This is a genomic window from Ktedonobacterales bacterium, assembly GCA_036557285.1.
Taxonomy (GTDB): domain Bacteria; phylum Chloroflexota; class Ktedonobacteria; order Ktedonobacterales; family DATBGS01; genus DATBHW01.
The window spans coordinates 18,146-35,490 of record DATBHW010000073.1 but is presented as its reverse complement, the minus strand read 5'-3'; the positions used below and the strand labels follow the sequence as shown (position 1 = coordinate 35,490).

The following is a 17,345-nucleotide window of genomic DNA, read 5'->3' as shown; positions in this document are numbered from 1 at the left end:
GTGTTCTTAGAAAGATTGTTTCTAATTGTACGCTGCTCGCTGCGCATTGGCAACGTGCTGCAACCCGCGCCGTTCCCTTTGCGTATTCATAGCGCCATATGCTATACTCTCACCAGTGCCTTGTAGTTCATCGTAGTTTACCTGAGCAGGCGTCAGTGTGGGCGCCGCTCCACAAACGCAGGACTTCAACCGAACGGACACCCGCGCACCCCTCGCTGGGCAGGCCCTGGCAAAAACATGCGAACGCGCGTGTTTTTGGGGTGTTTTTTGTCGGAGTACGAAAGGACCGACTGTATGAGTACCGATGGCAGTACGCTGACCACCCGCAAACTGCCCAATACCTTGCTTGGCAGCTATCTTTCCTGGTATATCGCCTGCTTCCATACAGGCAATAGTTAGCGGCCCTGTGGCCGTGTAAGGAGCGTGAAGTTGTTCGGCCCTCACCTGATTATTGATGGGAGCAAGTGCAACACCCAAAAGCTTGGCGACCGGATTCTGATTGAACAACTCCTCAACGACTACCCTCGCGCGATTGGCATGACGAAAATCGGCGGGCCGTATATGTTCGAATACCAGGCCCCCGACCCGGAATACTCCGGCGTGTCTGGCCTTGTTGTCATCGCCGAAAGCCATATCGCCATCCACACCTTCCCCGAACTCGACTACTTTACGATGGACATTTTCTCGTGTCGCAACTTCGACCACGAGACCGCCATCACCTATATCAAAGAAGCCCTTGAGGTGCAGGAGATGGATCGCGTCCTGTTGCAGCGCGGTCTCAGCTTTCATGGGCCACATCATGGTGCGTTTGGCAGCGACGCCGAAACCGGCCAACCGCTGCTGAGGGCTGCTGGCCGCCGCGCCGCAGACCTCGCATCCCTGGCAGACAAGAAAGATGGCGTGCGCGAGCATCTGGCCCGACGTGACGAGCAGTTCAATCAGACAGGTCGTATGATCTGGCCGCAATATGGGGTCACTCCCGACTACGGAACCTACGGAGCAGCAGCGCCGGACCCGGCGCACAGCGCCGACAAAGGGAACAGCAAGGGCAAGGCGCACAGAGCCAGCGCCACGCCCGCCGCTGCGCCAGAGATGCTCCCCACCGAACCGATCCAGATCAACCCAACCGCCTCGATCAGTGGTCTGCTGGACAAAATGAGCGGGCTGGGTTCCGAAGGACAGCGGCTCGCCGCCGCGCTCAACCTCTGGGAACGCATGCTGCGCGACGCAGACTCTACGATCTTGCTGGGACTTTCCGGCCCGCTGATTCCCGCCGGGCTGCGCGAACTGCTCGTCTATCTGATCGAGCATCGCGCCATCAACGGGCTGATCGTCAGCGCCGAAAATCTCTTCCATGATCTGCACGAGGCGCGCGGCTCCAGGCATTATCAGAGCGCCGCGCACGTCACCGATGTGGCGCTCTTTGCCAGCGGCTATGAACGCACCGCCGATCTGGCTGCCTCCCGCGAGGAACTGCGCCAGACCGAAACGCTGCTGATTGATTTCAGCGCCACGCTGGCGGAGGCGACCACCCTGACGACGAGCGCATTTTTTCGGCGGCTGGGCGCGGCGCTGCGACACATGGCCCCACGCAAGGGCATCATTCAGGCCGCCGCCGAGATGGGCATCCCGATCTACGCGCCCGACATCGCCAGCAGCCCCATTGGGGTGGCGCTGGCCGCCGCGCGCACTCAGGGCAAGGGACACATCCAGTTCGACACCACCGGCGACGCGCTGGAACTGGCTGGCACGCTCGCCAGCGCCCGGCATTCAGGCGTGATCCTGGTGGGCAGCCGCGCAGCCGCGCCTGCGGAGATGCTGCGCCAGGCGGCGCGGCTCAGCCCGACGCCCCTGGCCTATCGCTACAGCGTCACGCTGGGCGGAACGGAGCCATTCCCCGCGCTGGAAGCGATGCTCTCCAGCGCCGACTCGACCCTGACGCTGCCGCTGGTAGTCCATGCCCTGGCCCAACGCTGCCCAGGCATCCGCCCGGAACCGCGCCACAGCGAGGCCGCCGAGATGGTGAAAGCCAAATAGACCTGTTCAACGCTGCTTGCCAAACCTTTCAGATGGGGTCTCTCGAAAGTCGAGAGACCCCATCTGAGGTGGGGGCTGCGCCAGAGCAGTGAGGGCCGACACAATCTCTTTATCCCTATAGATGACACTCTGCAAGATACTGGCCGCCTGCCGCTGCTCATCTGTCCCACCCTGCTGCAATTGAGCCAGTATGTAGCCGCGACAGAGCCGCAAATATTCGTTCTCCAGGGCAAGCGTCTCTTGACACCAGCCGCGCAGCCGCTCACGGCCCTCTTTGCCTTCAGGAAGCCCATAGCGCCATGCCCCCTTGCAAGCGATATAGATGGTCGCCGCGAGTTGCGCCCTATGATCGTTGGGAAGATGCTCTTTGCACAGTCGGATGCTCTGAGTCTTCTGGCCGGCATAACGCCCGGTCTCCAGCGCGAGGATTAGCGTAGCGATCCATGCGGTAATAGCAACCAGCACACGCGTCCCGCGTGGGGCATCTGGCCGCGCGGGTACAGCATCATAGCCATAAAACTCACCCTCAGGATCAGGGTATGCGAGCGGCGGCGCGAGGGGTGTCATTAACGGGTAAGCGAGCGCTTCCCTCTGGCGCGGAATGCCCAGGTGGAACACCCCGGATTCGATGACATCGAGGACGTAGCGCGAGAATGGCACAGCGGGCAACTCCATCCGAAGGTCGTTGCCATAGACGAGCAGACTGGCGCCCTTGATGAGCGCGGTGAGAAAGCTCGTCTGGGTGGCTTCAGGGCGCGGCGGCTGCAACAGGTCATCCTCCGAATAGGCATGCGCGTCGAGCGCCAGCGGGCTGAGGCGTTGGCACTCCTCCACCACGCTGTGGAAGGCCGACTCCTCAGTTTCCTTGATGGTACCCCGGAAGATGACGAACAGGTCAATATCGCTGGAGTTAGGGGAACGGTTGTAACCAACCGCGCTTCCATCGCTGTAGCTGCCGCCGAGCAAGTAGCTTCGTATGCGTCCTGGGAAGGATAGCTCGAAGCGGCCAATCACCTCGCGCAAAATATTGTTAACCTGTTCAATTCCCGTTGAACTGTTCAAGGCGATGTTCACCAGAAGACTACCTCTTTCTATTGCTGGCCTGCGATTAGTCAGTTACTTCCGCTTCGTGGCGCTCAGCCGCTTGCATACCTGCCTGGACGCCTGCCGGAAGCGCCGCCTGGGCTGCGCCATCCCTGGGCTGGTAGAGCCAGCGATGCTGTTTCTCCGCCTGGCGGATCAGCAGGCCACCGATCAAGACGCACGCGCCATAGCCGATACCCATAGCGAAGAGCGGAGCGCGAAAGTTCCAGCCATAGAGCAGGCTCAAGCCGTTCGCCCCAACGAACGCGCCAAGCAGACCGAAGGTCGAATACATCCCCATAACCCGCGCCCGCGCCTGGCTGGCGGCTGCTGTCGCCACGTGCGAATCAACGGCGGGCTGGATAAAAGCATACAATGTCCCATGCGCCAGATAAAGCGCCGCTACCAGGAAAAACCAGTTTGAGAGGCCATACACCATATAGAGCGGTACCTGGCTCAAGCCAAAGACCAGCATCATCGTCGAGCGCCGTCGCCGGTCTGCAATGCGTCCGGCGAGCGGCGCCAGCAGAATCCCCGGAATCGCCCAGAAAATATAGGATGCGCCGATCCATTCCACCGACGCCCCTAAATGGTCGTGCATCCACAGGGGGACCAGCGCCAGATCAAAACCCAGGTAGAGATAGTCACCAAAGGCCAGCAGATAACTGCCAACCAGCGGCATAGTAAAGAGCGCGCGCAGCCGGACAGAGGACTCGCTTTCTTCATGCTGCTGCCGCCGCGCTGGCGCCTGAATCATCACCAGGACCAGCGCCAGCGCCACCAGACGAAAGAGGGCCGCGCCGATAAACGGCAGGGTATAGCCCAGGCCACCGAGCAGGCCACCCAGCGCCGGCCCGACGAGAAAGCCAGCGTTGAAAAAGGCGCTAAAAATGCCGTAGGACTCGCCGCGTTTCTCCGTAGGCACGGCATCCGCAATCAGCGCCCGCGCTGAAGGCAGAAACGCGGCTGCGACCATGCCCTCGGCGAAGCGCAGCACGACAAACAAGAGAGGGTCAACAATTACCAGATAGACCAGCGAGAGCGCGGCTTGAAGCAGCAGGCTGCACACAATCATCGGCTTGCGCCCCCAGCGATCCGCCAACCAGCCGCTTGGATATTGAAAGATGAAATTCGAGATCAGATAGGCTGAGGCCATCGCCCCGATGATCGCCAGAGTGGCCCCCTGAGACTGCGCGTACAAGACGCGCACCGGCACCACCATGCCAATACCAATATAAGCCGCGCAGACAGCTATCGAAACTGCGAGCAGCGTCCGGTTGCGCAACATAGGGAAATTGCTCTCATTCTATTTCTAGCCTTCCCTGCTGAAACTCATCACACAGGCAATGATGCTGCGCCCCGGCGGCGGCCAAAGAACATGAGCAGCAGCGTGGGAGCTATCGTCAGGCAGAGCGCCCCCACGATAAACGACGCCGACAGGCCCACCCGCGCCTGAAGCCAGCCACCCAGCGCCGGACCCAGGCTGTAGCCCAGGCCCCAGGTCACGGAATAAAAGCCGAAGCCGGTTGCGCGGCGTTCTTCGGGAAGCTGCTCAAGAGCGAAGGCCGAATACACCGGATCGATCAGCGCCCGCATCAGCGTGCGCGTATATTCGCCCCCTGCCGCAACAGCCAGCCAGGGCGCAAAGCCGGTAATCAGCATTACCGGAGCCGTCGCCAGTTGCAAGCTGGTCGTTGTGCGCAGTTTCCCCCAGCGTTTCACCACCAGGGGCGCGCCCAGCCCGCCCAGCCCGCCCAAAAGCCCGGCAATGGTGAACAGGCCGCCCAGCGCGCCTGGCTGCAAGCCAAACTTGAGGAAAAAGAAGAGTTGCAGCAAGCCCACCACGATGCCCTCACCAAACGTAATGAACAGATCAGGGATGAGCAGCATGGCAAACAGGACCAGAATCGAGCGCCGCGAAGCTGCCGGGGGCGTCCTGGTCTGCGCGTCCTGGCGGATTTCGGCCTGCCCCTGGCGTGGTGATGCGGGCTGTTCGCCGCTTCTGGTTTTTCGCTGCTTTCTGGCTGCTGGCGCGCGCAGCCAGAACAGCGGCAGCGCGGCCAGTACGACTATCGCCGCCGCCGCCAGCACCCCGATACGCAGCGGCACAGGATCGGTAGCGGGCTGATGAATCACCATCGCCACAAGCTCAGGGACAAAGCCTCCGACCAGGCTGCCCAGCGCGCCAAGGCCCAGCAATAAAAAGCTGTTCATCGCCAGCGCCCCGACACGCTCGTCATCGCCCACGCTTTCCGCCAGCATCGGTATCGCCGTCACCCAGTAGAACGAGGCAAACAGGCCATTGAGCAGGGCAGAAACCAGCAGCGCCGACTCGGAAGTACTGAAGGCAATAGCGACCAGGGTCAGCGGGGTAATCAGGCCGGTAAAGAGCAGCACCGGCTTTCTGCCCAGCCGATCAGAAATCATGCCCGCCGGAACCGCCATCAAGAGTCCACCCAGCGCCGACATTCCGGCAAACAGACCCACAAAATCTTGCCGATAGCCCAGGCTATAGACATACAGGTTAATCGTCACCGCGCCGATGCTCAATTGAAAACCTTTGCCCAACGTAAAGATCAACAACAGCCAGACATCGCGCCCAAAGCGCCGCCAACCCAGGCGGTCAAGCAACATGGTACACTCCTCTGATCGAAGCGTTTACTCCTCAGATTGTAACATGCCTCGCCTGGCGATACCCCGGTCAAAAGGACAGAACTAGAAGGACAGTTTATCCTAAGTTCGCTTGAAGAGGCGCGTTGTACTTGCAGCGCCGCCTTCCAGGCGGCCAGCGTTTCGTCGCAGGGGGGACGCGCTACACGCGGATTTGGTATAATAGATGAGGTTTTGAGGTGAGGAAGATGAAACTGGTAAGGAGTATGTTTGCAGCGGAGGATGCTATGTCACAACCTACCCGGCGCCTGGGCGCCGTCTTTGTTCTGCTGGCCCTGCTCATGATCGCAGCCCTGTCAGGCTGCCAATCGGATACCAGAGGCGCAAGCCAGACGCCGACAGCCGCCAGCAGCCCAGGCACTGTGGGCAGCGCCACCCCTGGCGGCACGCCCACAGTCGGCGGCACGCCATCCCCCACCCCCATCCCATTTACCGCTTGCAGCGGCAAGCTGCCCGATATTGTCATCCCCGATAACGCCGTTCAGGTCGGGTCCACCGCAATCACGGGCGCAACCACCAGCTGCGCGTATCGCATCCCCCAGGACTTGAAAACGCTGGACGACTTTTTCAAGACGCAGATGGGCAAGAACCATTGGCGGCTCTTGCATGATAACCCTGAAGGCCCGCAGGGATTGGTCCAGGAGTATTTTAAGGCGCAGCGTTTCGCTACCATCACGCTCACGCAGCACGAATCGGACACCCAGACCACAGATGTCACCATTTCTGTCGAAGCGAGCAAGTGAGGCGGCGGGACGCAATCTCAACCGCCAGCCGTTTCCCTGGCCTCAACCTCTTCGAGCATGCGATGAATCTGATGCAGCGGACGGCCTGTGCCGCCGCGCCGCAGCAGCAGCATCTCGGCGGCAATCGCCAGAGCGATCTCATCGGGCGTTTCCGCGCCCAGGTCCAGGCCAATCGGCGCGTGCGCCTGCTCCAGCCGCTCGCGGGGGATGCCCTCGTGCAGTAGCTCGCGGAAGATGCGCCGCACCTTGCCGGGGCTGCCAATCATGCCCACGTAGGGCGCGGGCGATTGCAAGGCCACGCGCAGCGCCTCTTTATCCAGGGTATGCCCGCGTGTGACCACCACAATCCAGGTGGAGCTATCGGGCTGCAACTCCGCAATCATCTGCGGAATCTCGCCAAAATGAAGCTGCGCGCTTTCGGGGAACGTCTGAGGGTTCACCAGATCGCGGCGATCATCAACCACCAGCAGCCGAAAATCCAGATGCTCGGCAAAGCGCGCCAACGCCTGGGCCACATAGCCGCCGCCAACCAGAATCAACCGCTGCTCCGGGCGCACCGCCTCGACAAACACCTCCATCGTGCCGCCGCAGCTTCCAGCCGTCTCGCCGGTATCGGCCTCGATGGTATAGCGCGCCGCGCGTGGAACGCCATCTTTCAGCGTTTCCAGCGCGTCTTGCGCGCCCCGGCTGTCCAGCAGTGGGCCGCCCAGCGTACCCACCACCCGGCCATCCAGATGCACCAGCATCTTCGTTCCTGCCGGGCGTGGCGACGAGCCAGTCGTCTTAACAATCGTCACCACCGCTACCTGTTCGCCCCGATTCAGCGCCGATTGGATGCCATCGTAAATGTTGCCCACGTTAATGACCCTTCGCTTCAACTGTGGCACGCACAATCTCAACAAACTCTGGTTTCAACGAAGCTCCGCCGACCAGCGCGCCGTCAATGTCGGGCTGGGAGACAAATTCGCTGATGTTGGCCGCCGTGACGCTGCCACCATATTGCACGCGCACCGCCTGGGCCGTCCCCGCGCCATAGAGATCGGCCAGCACAGCGCGAATCAACTGCACGACCGCCACAGCATCCTGGGCGGTTGCGGCGCGGCCTGTGCCAATCGCCCAGATCGGCTCGTAGGCTACCACCACCTCAGCGACGCGCTCCGCAGGCAGCCCACCCAGGCTTCCATGCACCTGTGCGCGAATAACCTGCTCGGTCTGCCCTGCCTCGCGCTGCTCCAGCCGCTCGCCCACGCAGACAATGGGCCGCAGATGATACCTCAGCGCGGCATGGACCTTTTTATTCACCAGTTCATCGGTCTCGCCAAAATAGCCGCGCCGCTCTGAATGGCCCAGGATGACATACGCGCACAGACCTTGCAGCATCGTGGGTGAAATCTCGCCGGTATACGCCCCCTGGGCTTCATAGAACATATTTTGCGCGCCCAGCTTCACCTCGCTCCCGGCAATCGCGCCAGCCACCGAGGTCAGAGAGACAGCAGGCGGGCACAGCACCCGCTCGACTTCATGCAGTTCATGCAGGCCAGGCAGAATCCCCGCCACAAACTCCTCAGCCTCCACGGGGCCATAGTGCATCTTCCAGTTGCCCGCGATAATCGGCGTTCTCATCCAGAACAACTCCACTCCAGTCTCGACAGCGTATGAGAAACTCTTAACCAGATTGTATCGCATCCCAAGGCAGCGAGCAAGGAAGGGCATCCTGACGGTTCTAGCAAAAAGCGGGGCCACTTGTAGCGCCGCCTTCCAGGCGGCCACCGCTGCGCCAGCGCGAGCGTTTGCCCTGCGGGCCAACACACCAGCAGGCCAGCGTTGAGCCGCCTGGAGGGACGCGCGAGCGACCAACGGGAGCGAGCATGCCGAGGCATAGCCGAGGCAAGCGGCCCTTCCCGAAGGGGGGCGGCGCTACAAGTGGCAACCCCCGATAATTGGTGGAACCCATCCTGACCCTTGACGCTGGCGGTTAGACCGGCGCCTTCTTTTCTGCTTCGCGCGCTGGCTTTTTTGGCGGGCGCAGGAGCGAAGCTATAACAGCAGCCGTGAGGACGAGAGCAATCGCTCCCAGCGAGATGCCAATGGGAATGTGATAGAGGTCGGCCAGCAGCAGCTTGAAGCCGACCAGCGTCAGAATCACCGCCAGCCCGAACTTGAGGTAGTGGAAACGCTCCACCAGATCGGCCAGCAGGAAATAGAGCGCGCGCAGCCCCAGGATCGCGCAGACATTGGAGGTATAGACAATAAACGGATCAAGCGTGATGGCAAAGACCGCCGGAATAGAATCGAGCGCAAAGAGCAGATCGGCGCTCTCCACCACCAGCAGCACCAGCAGCAGCGGCGTGATGAAGAGACGCCCCTCTTTGCGCGCAAAAAAGTGCGGCCCCTCAAAATCGGCGGTCACAGGCACGAAGCGCCGGGCCAGCCGCACCAGCGGATGCTTATCAGGGTGCATCTGCTGCTCTTGCCGCCAGGCCAGCCGAATGCCCGTCAGAATCAGGAACGCGCCAAATACGTAGAGCAGCCAGTGAAAGAGGGCGATCAATGTCGTACCCGCCAGAATCAGCAGGCCGCGCATCACAATCGCGCCCAGCACCCCCCAGAAGAGGACGCGATGCTGATACCTGGCAGGCACGCTAAAGGCCGAAAAGATCAAGACAAACACAAAGATATTATCAACGCTGAGCGACTTCTCGATCAGATAGGCGGTTAGAAAATCGAGGCCGGTGTCGGTCCCTCGCCAGAAGAAGATAAAGAGATTAAAGAGCAGTGAAAGCCCCACCCACACGGCGCTCCAGATCGCGGCTTCGCGCAGAGAAACCTCGTGCGCCTGGCGATTAAACACCCCCAGGTCCAGCGCCAGCAGAGCCAGCACCGCCAGATTAAAGCCGATCCAAAGCCCAATCATCTCTGCGCTCATGTGTTCTCCTCTACGCTCAGCCTTTGGGAAGAGCGGCATCCTACAGTCCGCTCATGGCTCTGCAACGGCTGTGCCATCCCTTCTTTCATGAGATGTATGTGAAGTACCCCACTGCTAAAGCAGGGGGCTTCTCCAGGCCCGTAGACCTGTGGGCTGCTTCCCAGCCTGAAGAATGTTGATCGCCGCGTTGTGATCGCGGTCTAGTTCGCAGCCACAGGAGCAACTATGCCAGCGTTCAGAAAGCTCTTTCTTGGCAATCGCTCCGCATTGGCTACACCGCTGGCTTGTATAGCGGGGTCCACAAACTCTACTAGGCGTCCGGCACTTGCAGCCTTGGCGACACAGAGGGTTTGGAACTGGCCCCAACCAGCATCAAGAATCGACAGATTCAAGCCAGCCTTGGCGCTGGCTCCGTTAGGCAAATACGCGCCGTCCTGGTTTGGGGCGGGCTTGGGTGCGGGCGCGGCACTCATATTCGTGATTTTCAGGTCTTCCATGACGATCAGGCCATAGCGATTGACCAGGGAGCGCGCCGCTTTGTGCAGGAAGTCATGGCGCTGGTTACGAATCTTGCGATGGGCACGCGCTACGGCCTTCCTGGCCCGTTCCCGCCGATGGGAACCACGTTTGCAGCGGGACACCTTCTGCTGCGCTAGCGCTAACTTCTTCAGTCCTTTGCGGTAGTGGCGCGGGTTTTCGATGGTTTCCCCAGTGGAGAGCGTGGCAAAATGCAGCAGGCCCAAATCCAGGCCAACCGCTTCATCACTCACGGGCACCGGTTCTTCTTCCACCTCACAGGAGAAGCAGACATACCATTGATCGGCTTCGCGCTTGATCGTGCAGGTTTTTACCTGCCCCACTAGCGGGCGATGCAGGCGCACCTTGACGTCTCCAAGTTTGGAGAGCGTCAAGCGTTCGCCCGCCAGCGCAAAGCCCGCCTGGGGATACATGAAACTATCGTAGCGGTTGCGCCCCTGAAAACGCGGATAGCCGGGCTTTTGGCCCACCTTCACGCGCCGAAAAAACCCTTGCATGGCCTTATCCACCCGACGCAAGACATCTTGCAAGATCTGGCTGTGGATGTCGGCATATTCCGGTCGCTCTTGCTTGATTTCCGGCAGTTGGTTGATTTGATGGAAGCCGCGGATAGAAACGCCCCCCATACGATAGGCATCACGGCGCTCTTGCAGGGCGGCGTTGTAGAGTTCTCGACAGCGGGTAAGCGTCCAGAGCAAGATACGCTCCTGAGCGCGAGTCGGGGAGAGGCGATACTTAAACGCCTTGCGGGTCAGCATCCTTCTTCCCTGTCCGCCGCTCAGCTTTGGCGTATTGCTCTAAGGCCCAGACCAGTTCACTGTTTAAGGACCGTTTATGTTCGGCGGCCAGGGTACGAAACTCATCAATCAAGGCAGGCGAAATGGTGATGGTCCAGCGTGGCAACTTGGGTTCGGTTGATTTCTTCATGTACGTATTCTATCATAGTTTATACATTCATGTCAACCGGAACGTGGCCGCTTCTATCCCCAGCCTTAAAAGGCGGGGTTTTACGCGGCCCCTGATAATAGTACCTTAACCTTATCATCACGAGATCACTACTGGTTCTTGATACTAGTATGGTAGACTTGAACTGCTGAGGGGCTGCTCAGCAATCAGGGCAGCCATCGCTGCGGAGATACAACCTGGCGGGTCTCAGCGTTTGAGTCATTTTACATCGTCGTTAGGAGGGCTATGCTCATGAACAGGAATAGGCGCATGAGTCGTCTCGTGACCAGGGTAGGCATCCCTGGAGCAGTTGCCTTGTCCATGCTGGGGCTTTTTGTCATGCTATTCGCCCCCGCTGCCGGAGTCCAGGCAGCCGCCGGGAACCGCTCGGACCTCAAGAACTTCCAGCATGTCTTCGTCATCATGATGGAGAACACCGGCTTCGACGCCCTGATCGGCAATCCCAACGCGCCCTGGATTAACGATGCCGCCGCCAGGTATGGGCTTGCCACCAACTACACAGGCGTCATCCATCCTAGCCAGCCCAACTATATCGCGGCCACATCTGGCGCGACGAACGGCATTCTCGATGATAACGACCATACCATCGCCGTACCCAACATCGTGGACCAGCTTGAGGCGCATGGCAAGACCTGGAAAGCCTATATGCAATCCTATTCTTTGTGCAACGGGAATATACTGGCGTCTGCCTGCGGCAATCAGCTTTACGAACGCAAGCACAACCCCTTCATCTCCTATCAGGATGTCCAGACAAACCCGGCACGCACAGCAAATATCGTTGATTTCAGCCAGTTGAGTACTGATCTGGCAAGCAAAAAAAATGTCGCCGACTTTACCTGGATTAGCCCCGACCAGTGCAACGATATGCACGGCAGAGGCGGACCCGCCACCGACCTGTGCAGCTTCGGACACATCCAGGAGTTGATTGCCGCTGGTGATGCTTTCCTGAACAATACCGTCAGCGCGATTATGAACTCGCATGCCTGGACGGGCAACTCCGTGATCTTCGTCACCTGGGACGAGAGCGACTTCACTGGCTCTCCTACCCACTCTGGCTTTGGCGACACCAGCGGCTGCTGCGACGCCGAACCGGGCAATGGCGGCGGCCATGTCGTCACGCTGGTCATCTCACACTCTGACCACGCGCCGCGCACGTCCAACGTGGCCTATAACCATTTCTCCATGCTCGCAACCATCCAGGGCGGCTGGAAACTGGGCTGCCTGGCCTTCACCTGCGACACCGCCAATGTTCAGCCCATGAGCGATCTGGTTGGCCCACGCGGCTAAGAATGCCTCACAAAACCGACGGTTGGCTCCACCCCTGCCGCCTGGAAGGACGGCGCTGCAACCCCGCCTCTGCTCGCGCGGAGGTTGTGTGAGGCGCTCTAAGGAATAGCTCAGCAACGGAATCAACCATCGAAAGAGCAGGCTTGCTGCTTCGCACCGGCAAGGCGCAGAGCAGCGAGCCTGCTCTTTCTCAGATGGTGGTGGCGTCAAGAGGGTGCTGCGCGCTGCTGTCTGGGCGCATTCAGGAGCAGGAGGCCAATCGCGCAGCACGCCGCCGCGATGCCGAGCAGATAGCCCGCTATCGTATCGGTGATGAGATGCGCACCGATATAAAACTGGATAAAGCCGACGCCAAAAGCCACCAGCAGCGCCAGCGCCATCAACGGCACGCGAATGGCCCGGCGCTTGATATGCCTCCAGCAGAACCAGCAGACCAGTATTCCTAGAAAGCTGCCGCGCATCGCGTGGCCGCCTGGATAACTCCGCGCCCTATAGTACCATTCAGAAAGCAATGGCTGCTCGGAAAGCGCGTGGATGCGCTCGACCACCTCCTGAGAAGCCGGGGGAATGTTCCACCACATCCCCGCTGCCGCGCTCAGCCGCGCCGAAGACGGCTGCGTATAGATTTGTGGGCAGCCCAGCGCCGGCATGCTCGCGCTCACCGCCTGGGGGATCGGCTGCCTCAAGACAACCTTGCCCGTACCCTCACAGACCAGGCAGATGAACAGCAGCGCCACGAGGGATGGCAGCACCGGCCAGCGATAGCCCAGGAGCATGCAGACAACCCCCAGCAGAATCGTTCCCAGCAAGATGAAGAGCGCATTCCCCACATTCCGCCACTCTAACAGCACGCAATCCGCGCGCGTAATCGGACGGCCTAAGAGCCACTGCTCCATCTGCACCGTCGAAGCGTTCAGCGCCCCCCTGGTGAGCAGGAAGGTATAGCACAGGCAGAGCAGCAGGAGTGCTGCTGCCAGGATAAACCAGGGAGAGGCCGACGAATGCCAGCCTTTACCAAAAGGGGAGAGGACGCGCGCTTTTATCACCATCACCCGTTTCATCCAGACTCCTGAATCCATCTTTTTCCAAAGTATCGTAGAAAACCTTGACAAAATCAAGGTTTAGGTCTTAACTATAGGCATGGAGAGCAAACCGATAACAAGCGCGGAGAAGCTGCGCGAGCCAGCCGTCCTGGCCTGGATGCGGCTCGCCCGCGTCTTCCAGAAGATGGATCGCGCCTCGGCAGAGCATCTGCGCGCCTGGGGGGTGAGCGTGGCCCAGTTCGACGTGATTGCCCGCATCGGTTCCGCCGAAGGCATCACCCAGCAGGAATTGGCCGACAAACTCCTCGTAACCAAGGGCAACATCTGCCAGCTTCTGGACCGGCTGGAGCAGCATGGGCTGATTCGCCGACAGCAAGAGGGACGGGTCAACCGCCTCTTTCTGACCGACGCGGGACAGCGCCTCTATCGGGAGGCCGTACCTGCTCAGGAGGGGTTTGTCGCCAGGCAGTTCTCTGCCCTCTCGCCAGAGGAGCAAACTCAACTCCTCTCCCTCTTGCGCAAGCTCGATCACGCGCTCCCCTGAGCGATGGTTCCACCAATTATCGGGGGTTACTTGTAGCGCCGCCTTCCAGGCGGCCAACGATTCGCTAGAGCGAGCGTTCGCCCTCCAGGCCAGCGGACCAGCAGGCCAACGCTGGCCGCCAAGATGGCGGCGCTACAAATAACACGCCTCGCTTGCCAACACCTCAGATTTGGGAGAACCCTGAGCGATTACCGGCCATGCGTTGCCGCGTTGGGGTGGACAACCAGGATACCATCATTCGCCCGATGGAGGGTCACGGCGCTGTTAATCAGCCCGATGTGCGTAAACGCCTGGGGATAGTTGCCCAGGTGCGCGCCGGTATCGGGGTCCACTTCCTCCGCAAACAGGCCAAGCGGGCTGGCGAAGCGCAGCAGCCCCTCAAAGCGTTCGCGGGCCTCGTCGGTTCGGCCAAGATAGCACAGATTATCAACGAGCCAGAAAGCGCAGGCCAGGAACGCGCCCTCTTTGCCTGGCAGGCCATCATCCGTCGTGCCATCTGGTTCCGAGTCGGCGGCTGAGCGATAGCGATAGACCACCCCATGCGGCCCCGACAGCGTGCGCAGGGTCTCCTCAACGGTCTTCTTGATGCGCGGGCTGTCCGGCGATAAAAACTTGACCAGCAGCAGGCGCAGGTTGGCGGCGTCCAGCGCAGTGTTCCCATATGCCTGCGTAAAGCTCTGTAATTGCTCGCTGTAGCCGTGTTTCAGAATGTCCTGATGAATCGCATCGCGGCACGTTTCCCAGCGATCCGCGTGGTGATCATGTTGATAATGACGGGCCAGTTTGCAGGCGCGATCCAGCGCCACCCAGCACATGACCCGCGAATAGACGAACGCCTGTGGGTCGCCGCGCACCTCCCAGATACCGCGATCCAGGTCTTGCCAGTGTTCGATAACATAATCGGCCACCATCGAACAGAATGTCCAGAGATCACGGTTGAACCGCGTAATATTTTTGGGGCGGAAGCCCGCGTGGCGCAGGTAGCTGTAAGCGGCGTCCAGCAGTTCGCCGTAGATGTCAAGCTGGCGCTGCTGGGCCGCGCCGTTGCCAATACGCACAGGCCGCGATCCCTGATAGCCTTCCAGGTGATCCAGTATCCGCTCTTCCAGGTGATCTTCCGATTCCCCGCGAATGTTATACATAATGCGTACATCGTCGCCGCGCCGCAGGTGCAGGTCGTGCAGGAAATGAAAGTAATGACACGCCTCTTCGTGATAGCCCAGGTTTGCCAGCGCCGCCAGCGTGAAGCTTGAATCGCGCAGCCAGGTATAGCGATAGTCCCAGTTGCGCACGCCGCCTATCCATTCCGGCAAGGACATCGTGGGCGCCGCGACAATCGCGCCCGTTGGCTCAAAGGTGCAAAGCTTCAGGGCCAGCGCCGAACGCAGCACCGCCTGCCGATAGGGGCCGCTGTAGTGGCACTTTTTCGACCAATCCAACCAGTAGGCTTGCGTCTCCTCCAGGTCTTTCTCGAACGAATGCCGGGCCAAGTGGGCCAGCAGCAGCCGCGCCTCGGCGCGATCTCGCGCGTAATTCAGCGCGGCCACCAACTGATCGCCCGCCCGCAAAGTCGCGCGCAGACGCAGCGTGTGATCCGATTGCTCAAGCGCCAGCGGCGCAGCCTGGAGACCATCCGCGCTGGCGCGTATACGCCGAACCACCAGCGCCAGGTAGCGCCCATCGTCCCAGAGCAGCGCGCCGGTCATATCGTCCGAAAGATGCTGGCGCTCGATCTGCGCTTCCTGGCGCGCGTAATCAAACGTGGCCTTGAGCGTCAATTCAACCTCAACACTCCCCTCCAGGCAGGCCGCCATCCGCTGGAGGCGATGCGACGCCGCGACATCGTTGCCCAGATCGCGCTCTATCTCCGCGCTCCGCTTCTGAGATGCCCGCGAAAGCAGCGCCACGCCCACATGGCGGGCCAGGCGGGCATTTGGCCGCCGCTTGCGAATAGGCATAAAATCCAGCAGACGCAGCCGCCCGCTGGCGTTGGTCAACGTCGTTTCCAGGATATTGGTCCCTGGTAGATAGGCCATTGCTGATTGCGCGCCGCCCGCCAGATTCATCCGAAAAAAGCCGCCTCGCTCGGCATCGAGCAAACGGCAGAAGATCGCGGGGCTGTCGAAATGCGGCAGGCAGCACCAATCAATCGAGCCATCCGGCCCAACCAGCGCCGCCGTGCGGCAATCGCCAATCACCCCATAGTCACTGATAGCCCGATAGCGCGGCTCGACACCTACTGCGCTGTCTGCTGTCACTCGCTCCACTCGACGCATAACACCTTACCCGCTTTCTTCGGTTTGCGAGGTTGGCCTCGATGCCAGCCTGACACCTTCTATTGTAGCAGACAACGCCATCTTGCCCAAGGGTTCTTTTGTCTCTTATATCAAATCCCGTTGCATGCTGGCGGCTTCGACTGGTAGCGCCGCCTTCCAGGCGGCTGGTCGCTGGCCTGTCAGTAGGTTGGCCTGGAAGGCGAACGCTCGCTCTGACGAATCGTTGGCCGCCTGGAAGGCGGCGCTACAAGTGGCGCGCTGGCGCAGCGGCTGGCCGCCAAGATGGCGGCGCTACAAGTGAAATGTTCTCAGGCGCGGCGAAGCGCCCAGAGTGAGACAGCCTGGATCGTGAGCGCGACGGCGATGGCCGCGCGAAGGCAGGCGCGATACCCACCCGCTCGATCAGCAGCGCCAGCGCCAAAAAGAACCCGGCAAAGGCAAACAGGCCAAAAAGCAGGCCGCGCAGCACCTTGACCGCCGAAGCCCCTCCCTGAAGCCGATGCGCAAAGACCGCCAGAATAGAGGCATAGAGCGGGAACGGAGCCAGCAGCCCGGTCAGCCGCGCGCCCAGGACCGGCGCAAGGCCGGTGAGCAGCAGAACAAACGCCGTCGCCACAACCATCCTGGCGGGGATGTCCCAACGCGGAGGCGGCGGCGCGGCTTTCGGCGTAGATTCAGCGCCGCGCGGCATCAGACAGAGCGCCAGGACAAGCGCAGTGATCACCAGCAGAAAGAGCCAGACCAGGGGGATAGCCAGGTTTTGCAGGGCAACGGTTGCTGCGGCGAAGGCAAGATAGCCTATCCCAAGAGTGAGCGGCCAGCCAGAGCGGCGGGCCAGCCACCCATAGGTCAGGCAAAAAGGGGCTTGCGACATGGTTCCGGTCAGTGTGCCGACAGCAGCAGCGGCAGCAAACGCCGCGCCGTGATTCAGGGCGAGAAAGAAAGCCACCGGCCCGGAAGTGAGCGGGAGGCCGACCAGCCAGCCGCTCACCGTTGACCCCCACCGCCGACCAGCCAGGCTGGCTGCCCCGATCAACGCCGGAGTCAGGATGAGCTTCAAGACCAGACTACTCATACGCCAGCAGACCCCTTCAGCTTCCACAGAGCAAAAAAGGGAGGGAACAGCGCCTGATCACAGATTTTGCGCGGCGGAAGCCCTCGTGTCTTGAGACCGGGGAGGAAGCCGCGCCCCCTTTCGCTATTGCTACCTATTGACATAATACTTCTAACTAT

The 17,345-nt window shown here is 60.7% G+C and carries 17 protein-coding genes; 4 read left to right on the top strand and 13 right to left on the bottom strand.

The window, feature by feature from the left end; all coding sequences use genetic code 11:
- Positions 1–429 precede the first annotated feature (429 nt).
- Positions 430–2,037, top strand: a complete 1,608-nt coding sequence (speD, locus tag VH599_20150) for an adenosylmethionine decarboxylase (GenBank protein HEY7350633.1) — start codon at positions 430–432, stop codon at positions 2,035–2,037.
- 6 nt (positions 2,038–2,043) lie between these two features.
- Here speD and VH599_20145 read toward each other — a convergent pair whose 3' ends face one another.
- Genes VH599_20145 through VH599_20135 form a run of 3 tightly spaced genes read right to left on the bottom strand, consistent with a single transcriptional unit; the run spans position 2,044 to position 5,754 of the window.
- The gene (locus VH599_20145) at positions 2,044–3,111 is read right to left on the bottom strand and encodes a nucleotidyltransferase domain-containing protein (protein HEY7350632.1); all 1,068 of its coding nucleotides are present in this window, start codon (positions 3,109–3,111) and stop codon (positions 2,044–2,046) included.
- A 34-nt stretch (positions 3,112–3,145) separates the two neighbouring features.
- The gene (locus VH599_20140; GenBank protein ID HEY7350631.1) at positions 3,146–4,408 is read right to left on the bottom strand and encodes an MFS transporter; all 1,263 of its coding nucleotides are present in this window, start codon (positions 4,406–4,408) and stop codon (positions 3,146–3,148) included.
- 47 nt (positions 4,409–4,455) lie between these two features.
- On the bottom strand, positions 4,456–5,754 hold the full coding sequence (locus VH599_20135) for an MFS transporter (GenBank protein ID HEY7350630.1): 1,299 nt from the start codon (positions 5,752–5,754) through the stop codon (positions 4,456–4,458).
- Between the two features lie 263 nt (positions 5,755–6,017).
- Between VH599_20135 and VH599_20130 the strand changes: the two genes are divergently transcribed.
- A complete protein-coding gene (locus VH599_20130) occupies positions 6,018–6,533 on the top strand; it encodes a hypothetical protein (GenBank protein ID HEY7350629.1) in 516 nt (171 codons plus the stop codon).
- 17 nt (positions 6,534–6,550) lie between these two features.
- Here VH599_20130 and VH599_20125 read toward each other — a convergent pair whose 3' ends face one another.
- From VH599_20125 to VH599_20095, 7 genes are all read right to left on the bottom strand, one after another.
- Complete coding sequence (locus tag VH599_20125; GenBank protein HEY7350628.1) at positions 6,551–7,420, bottom strand: XdhC/CoxI family protein; 870 nt, start codon at positions 7,418–7,420, stop codon at positions 6,551–6,553.
- A complete protein-coding gene (gene tpiA / locus VH599_20120; GenBank protein HEY7350627.1) occupies positions 7,392–8,156 on the bottom strand; it encodes a triose-phosphate isomerase in 765 nt (254 codons plus the stop codon). Before tpiA ends, VH599_20125 begins: the two co-directional genes overlap by 29 nt.
- Before the next feature lie 100 nt (positions 8,157–8,256).
- Positions 8,257–8,487: a hypothetical protein gene (locus tag VH599_20115; protein HEY7350626.1), complete on the bottom strand. Its 231-nt coding sequence runs from the start codon at positions 8,485–8,487 to the stop codon at positions 8,257–8,259.
- 21 nt (positions 8,488–8,508) lie between these two features.
- The gene (locus VH599_20110; protein ID HEY7350625.1) at positions 8,509–9,459 is read right to left on the bottom strand and encodes a TerC family protein; all 951 of its coding nucleotides are present in this window, start codon (positions 9,457–9,459) and stop codon (positions 8,509–8,511) included.
- Between the two features lie 114 nt (positions 9,460–9,573).
- Positions 9,574–9,717 carry a zinc ribbon domain-containing protein gene (locus VH599_20105; protein ID HEY7350624.1) on the bottom strand — a complete coding sequence of 48 codons (144 nt, stop codon included), beginning with the start codon at positions 9,715–9,717 and terminating at the stop codon, positions 9,574–9,576.
- Positions 9,660–10,754 carry a transposase gene (locus VH599_20100; GenBank protein HEY7350623.1) on the bottom strand — a complete coding sequence of 365 codons (1,095 nt, stop codon included), beginning with the start codon at positions 10,752–10,754 and terminating at the stop codon, positions 9,660–9,662. The genes VH599_20105 and VH599_20100 overlap by 58 nt, the downstream gene beginning before the upstream one ends.
- Entirely contained in the window at positions 10,732–10,923 is a 192-nt protein-coding gene (locus tag VH599_20095) for a hypothetical protein (GenBank protein HEY7350622.1), read from the bottom strand. Before VH599_20095 ends, VH599_20100 begins: the two co-directional genes overlap by 23 nt.
- 288 nt (positions 10,924–11,211) lie before the next feature.
- Between VH599_20095 and VH599_20090 the strand changes: the two genes are divergently transcribed.
- Positions 11,212–12,249, top strand: a complete 1,038-nt coding sequence (locus tag VH599_20090) for an alkaline phosphatase family protein (protein ID HEY7350621.1) — start codon at positions 11,212–11,214, stop codon at positions 12,247–12,249.
- A gap of 206 nt (positions 12,250–12,455) precedes the next feature.
- Here the strand turns inward: VH599_20090 and VH599_20085 are convergent, their stop codons facing one another.
- Positions 12,456–13,310, bottom strand: coding sequence for a phosphatase PAP2 family protein (locus VH599_20085; protein HEY7350620.1), 855 nt, complete (start codon positions 13,308–13,310; stop codon positions 12,456–12,458).
- Between the two features lie 79 nt (positions 13,311–13,389).
- Here VH599_20085 and VH599_20080 point away from each other — a divergent pair, with 79 nt between their 5' ends.
- Positions 13,390–13,836, top strand: coding sequence for a MarR family transcriptional regulator (locus VH599_20080; GenBank protein HEY7350619.1), 447 nt, complete (start codon positions 13,390–13,392; stop codon positions 13,834–13,836).
- Between the two features lie 188 nt (positions 13,837–14,024).
- Here VH599_20080 and VH599_20075 read toward each other — a convergent pair whose 3' ends face one another.
- Both VH599_20075 and VH599_20070 read right to left on the bottom strand, forming a co-directional pair.
- Positions 14,025–16,112, bottom strand: coding sequence for a glycoside hydrolase family 15 protein (locus tag VH599_20075; protein ID HEY7350618.1), 2,088 nt, complete (start codon positions 16,110–16,112; stop codon positions 14,025–14,027).
- 244 nt (positions 16,113–16,356) lie between these two features.
- Positions 16,357–17,187, bottom strand: coding sequence for a hypothetical protein (locus VH599_20070; GenBank protein ID HEY7350617.1), 831 nt, complete (start codon positions 17,185–17,187; stop codon positions 16,357–16,359).
- Positions 17,188–17,345: the final 158 nt, after the last annotated feature.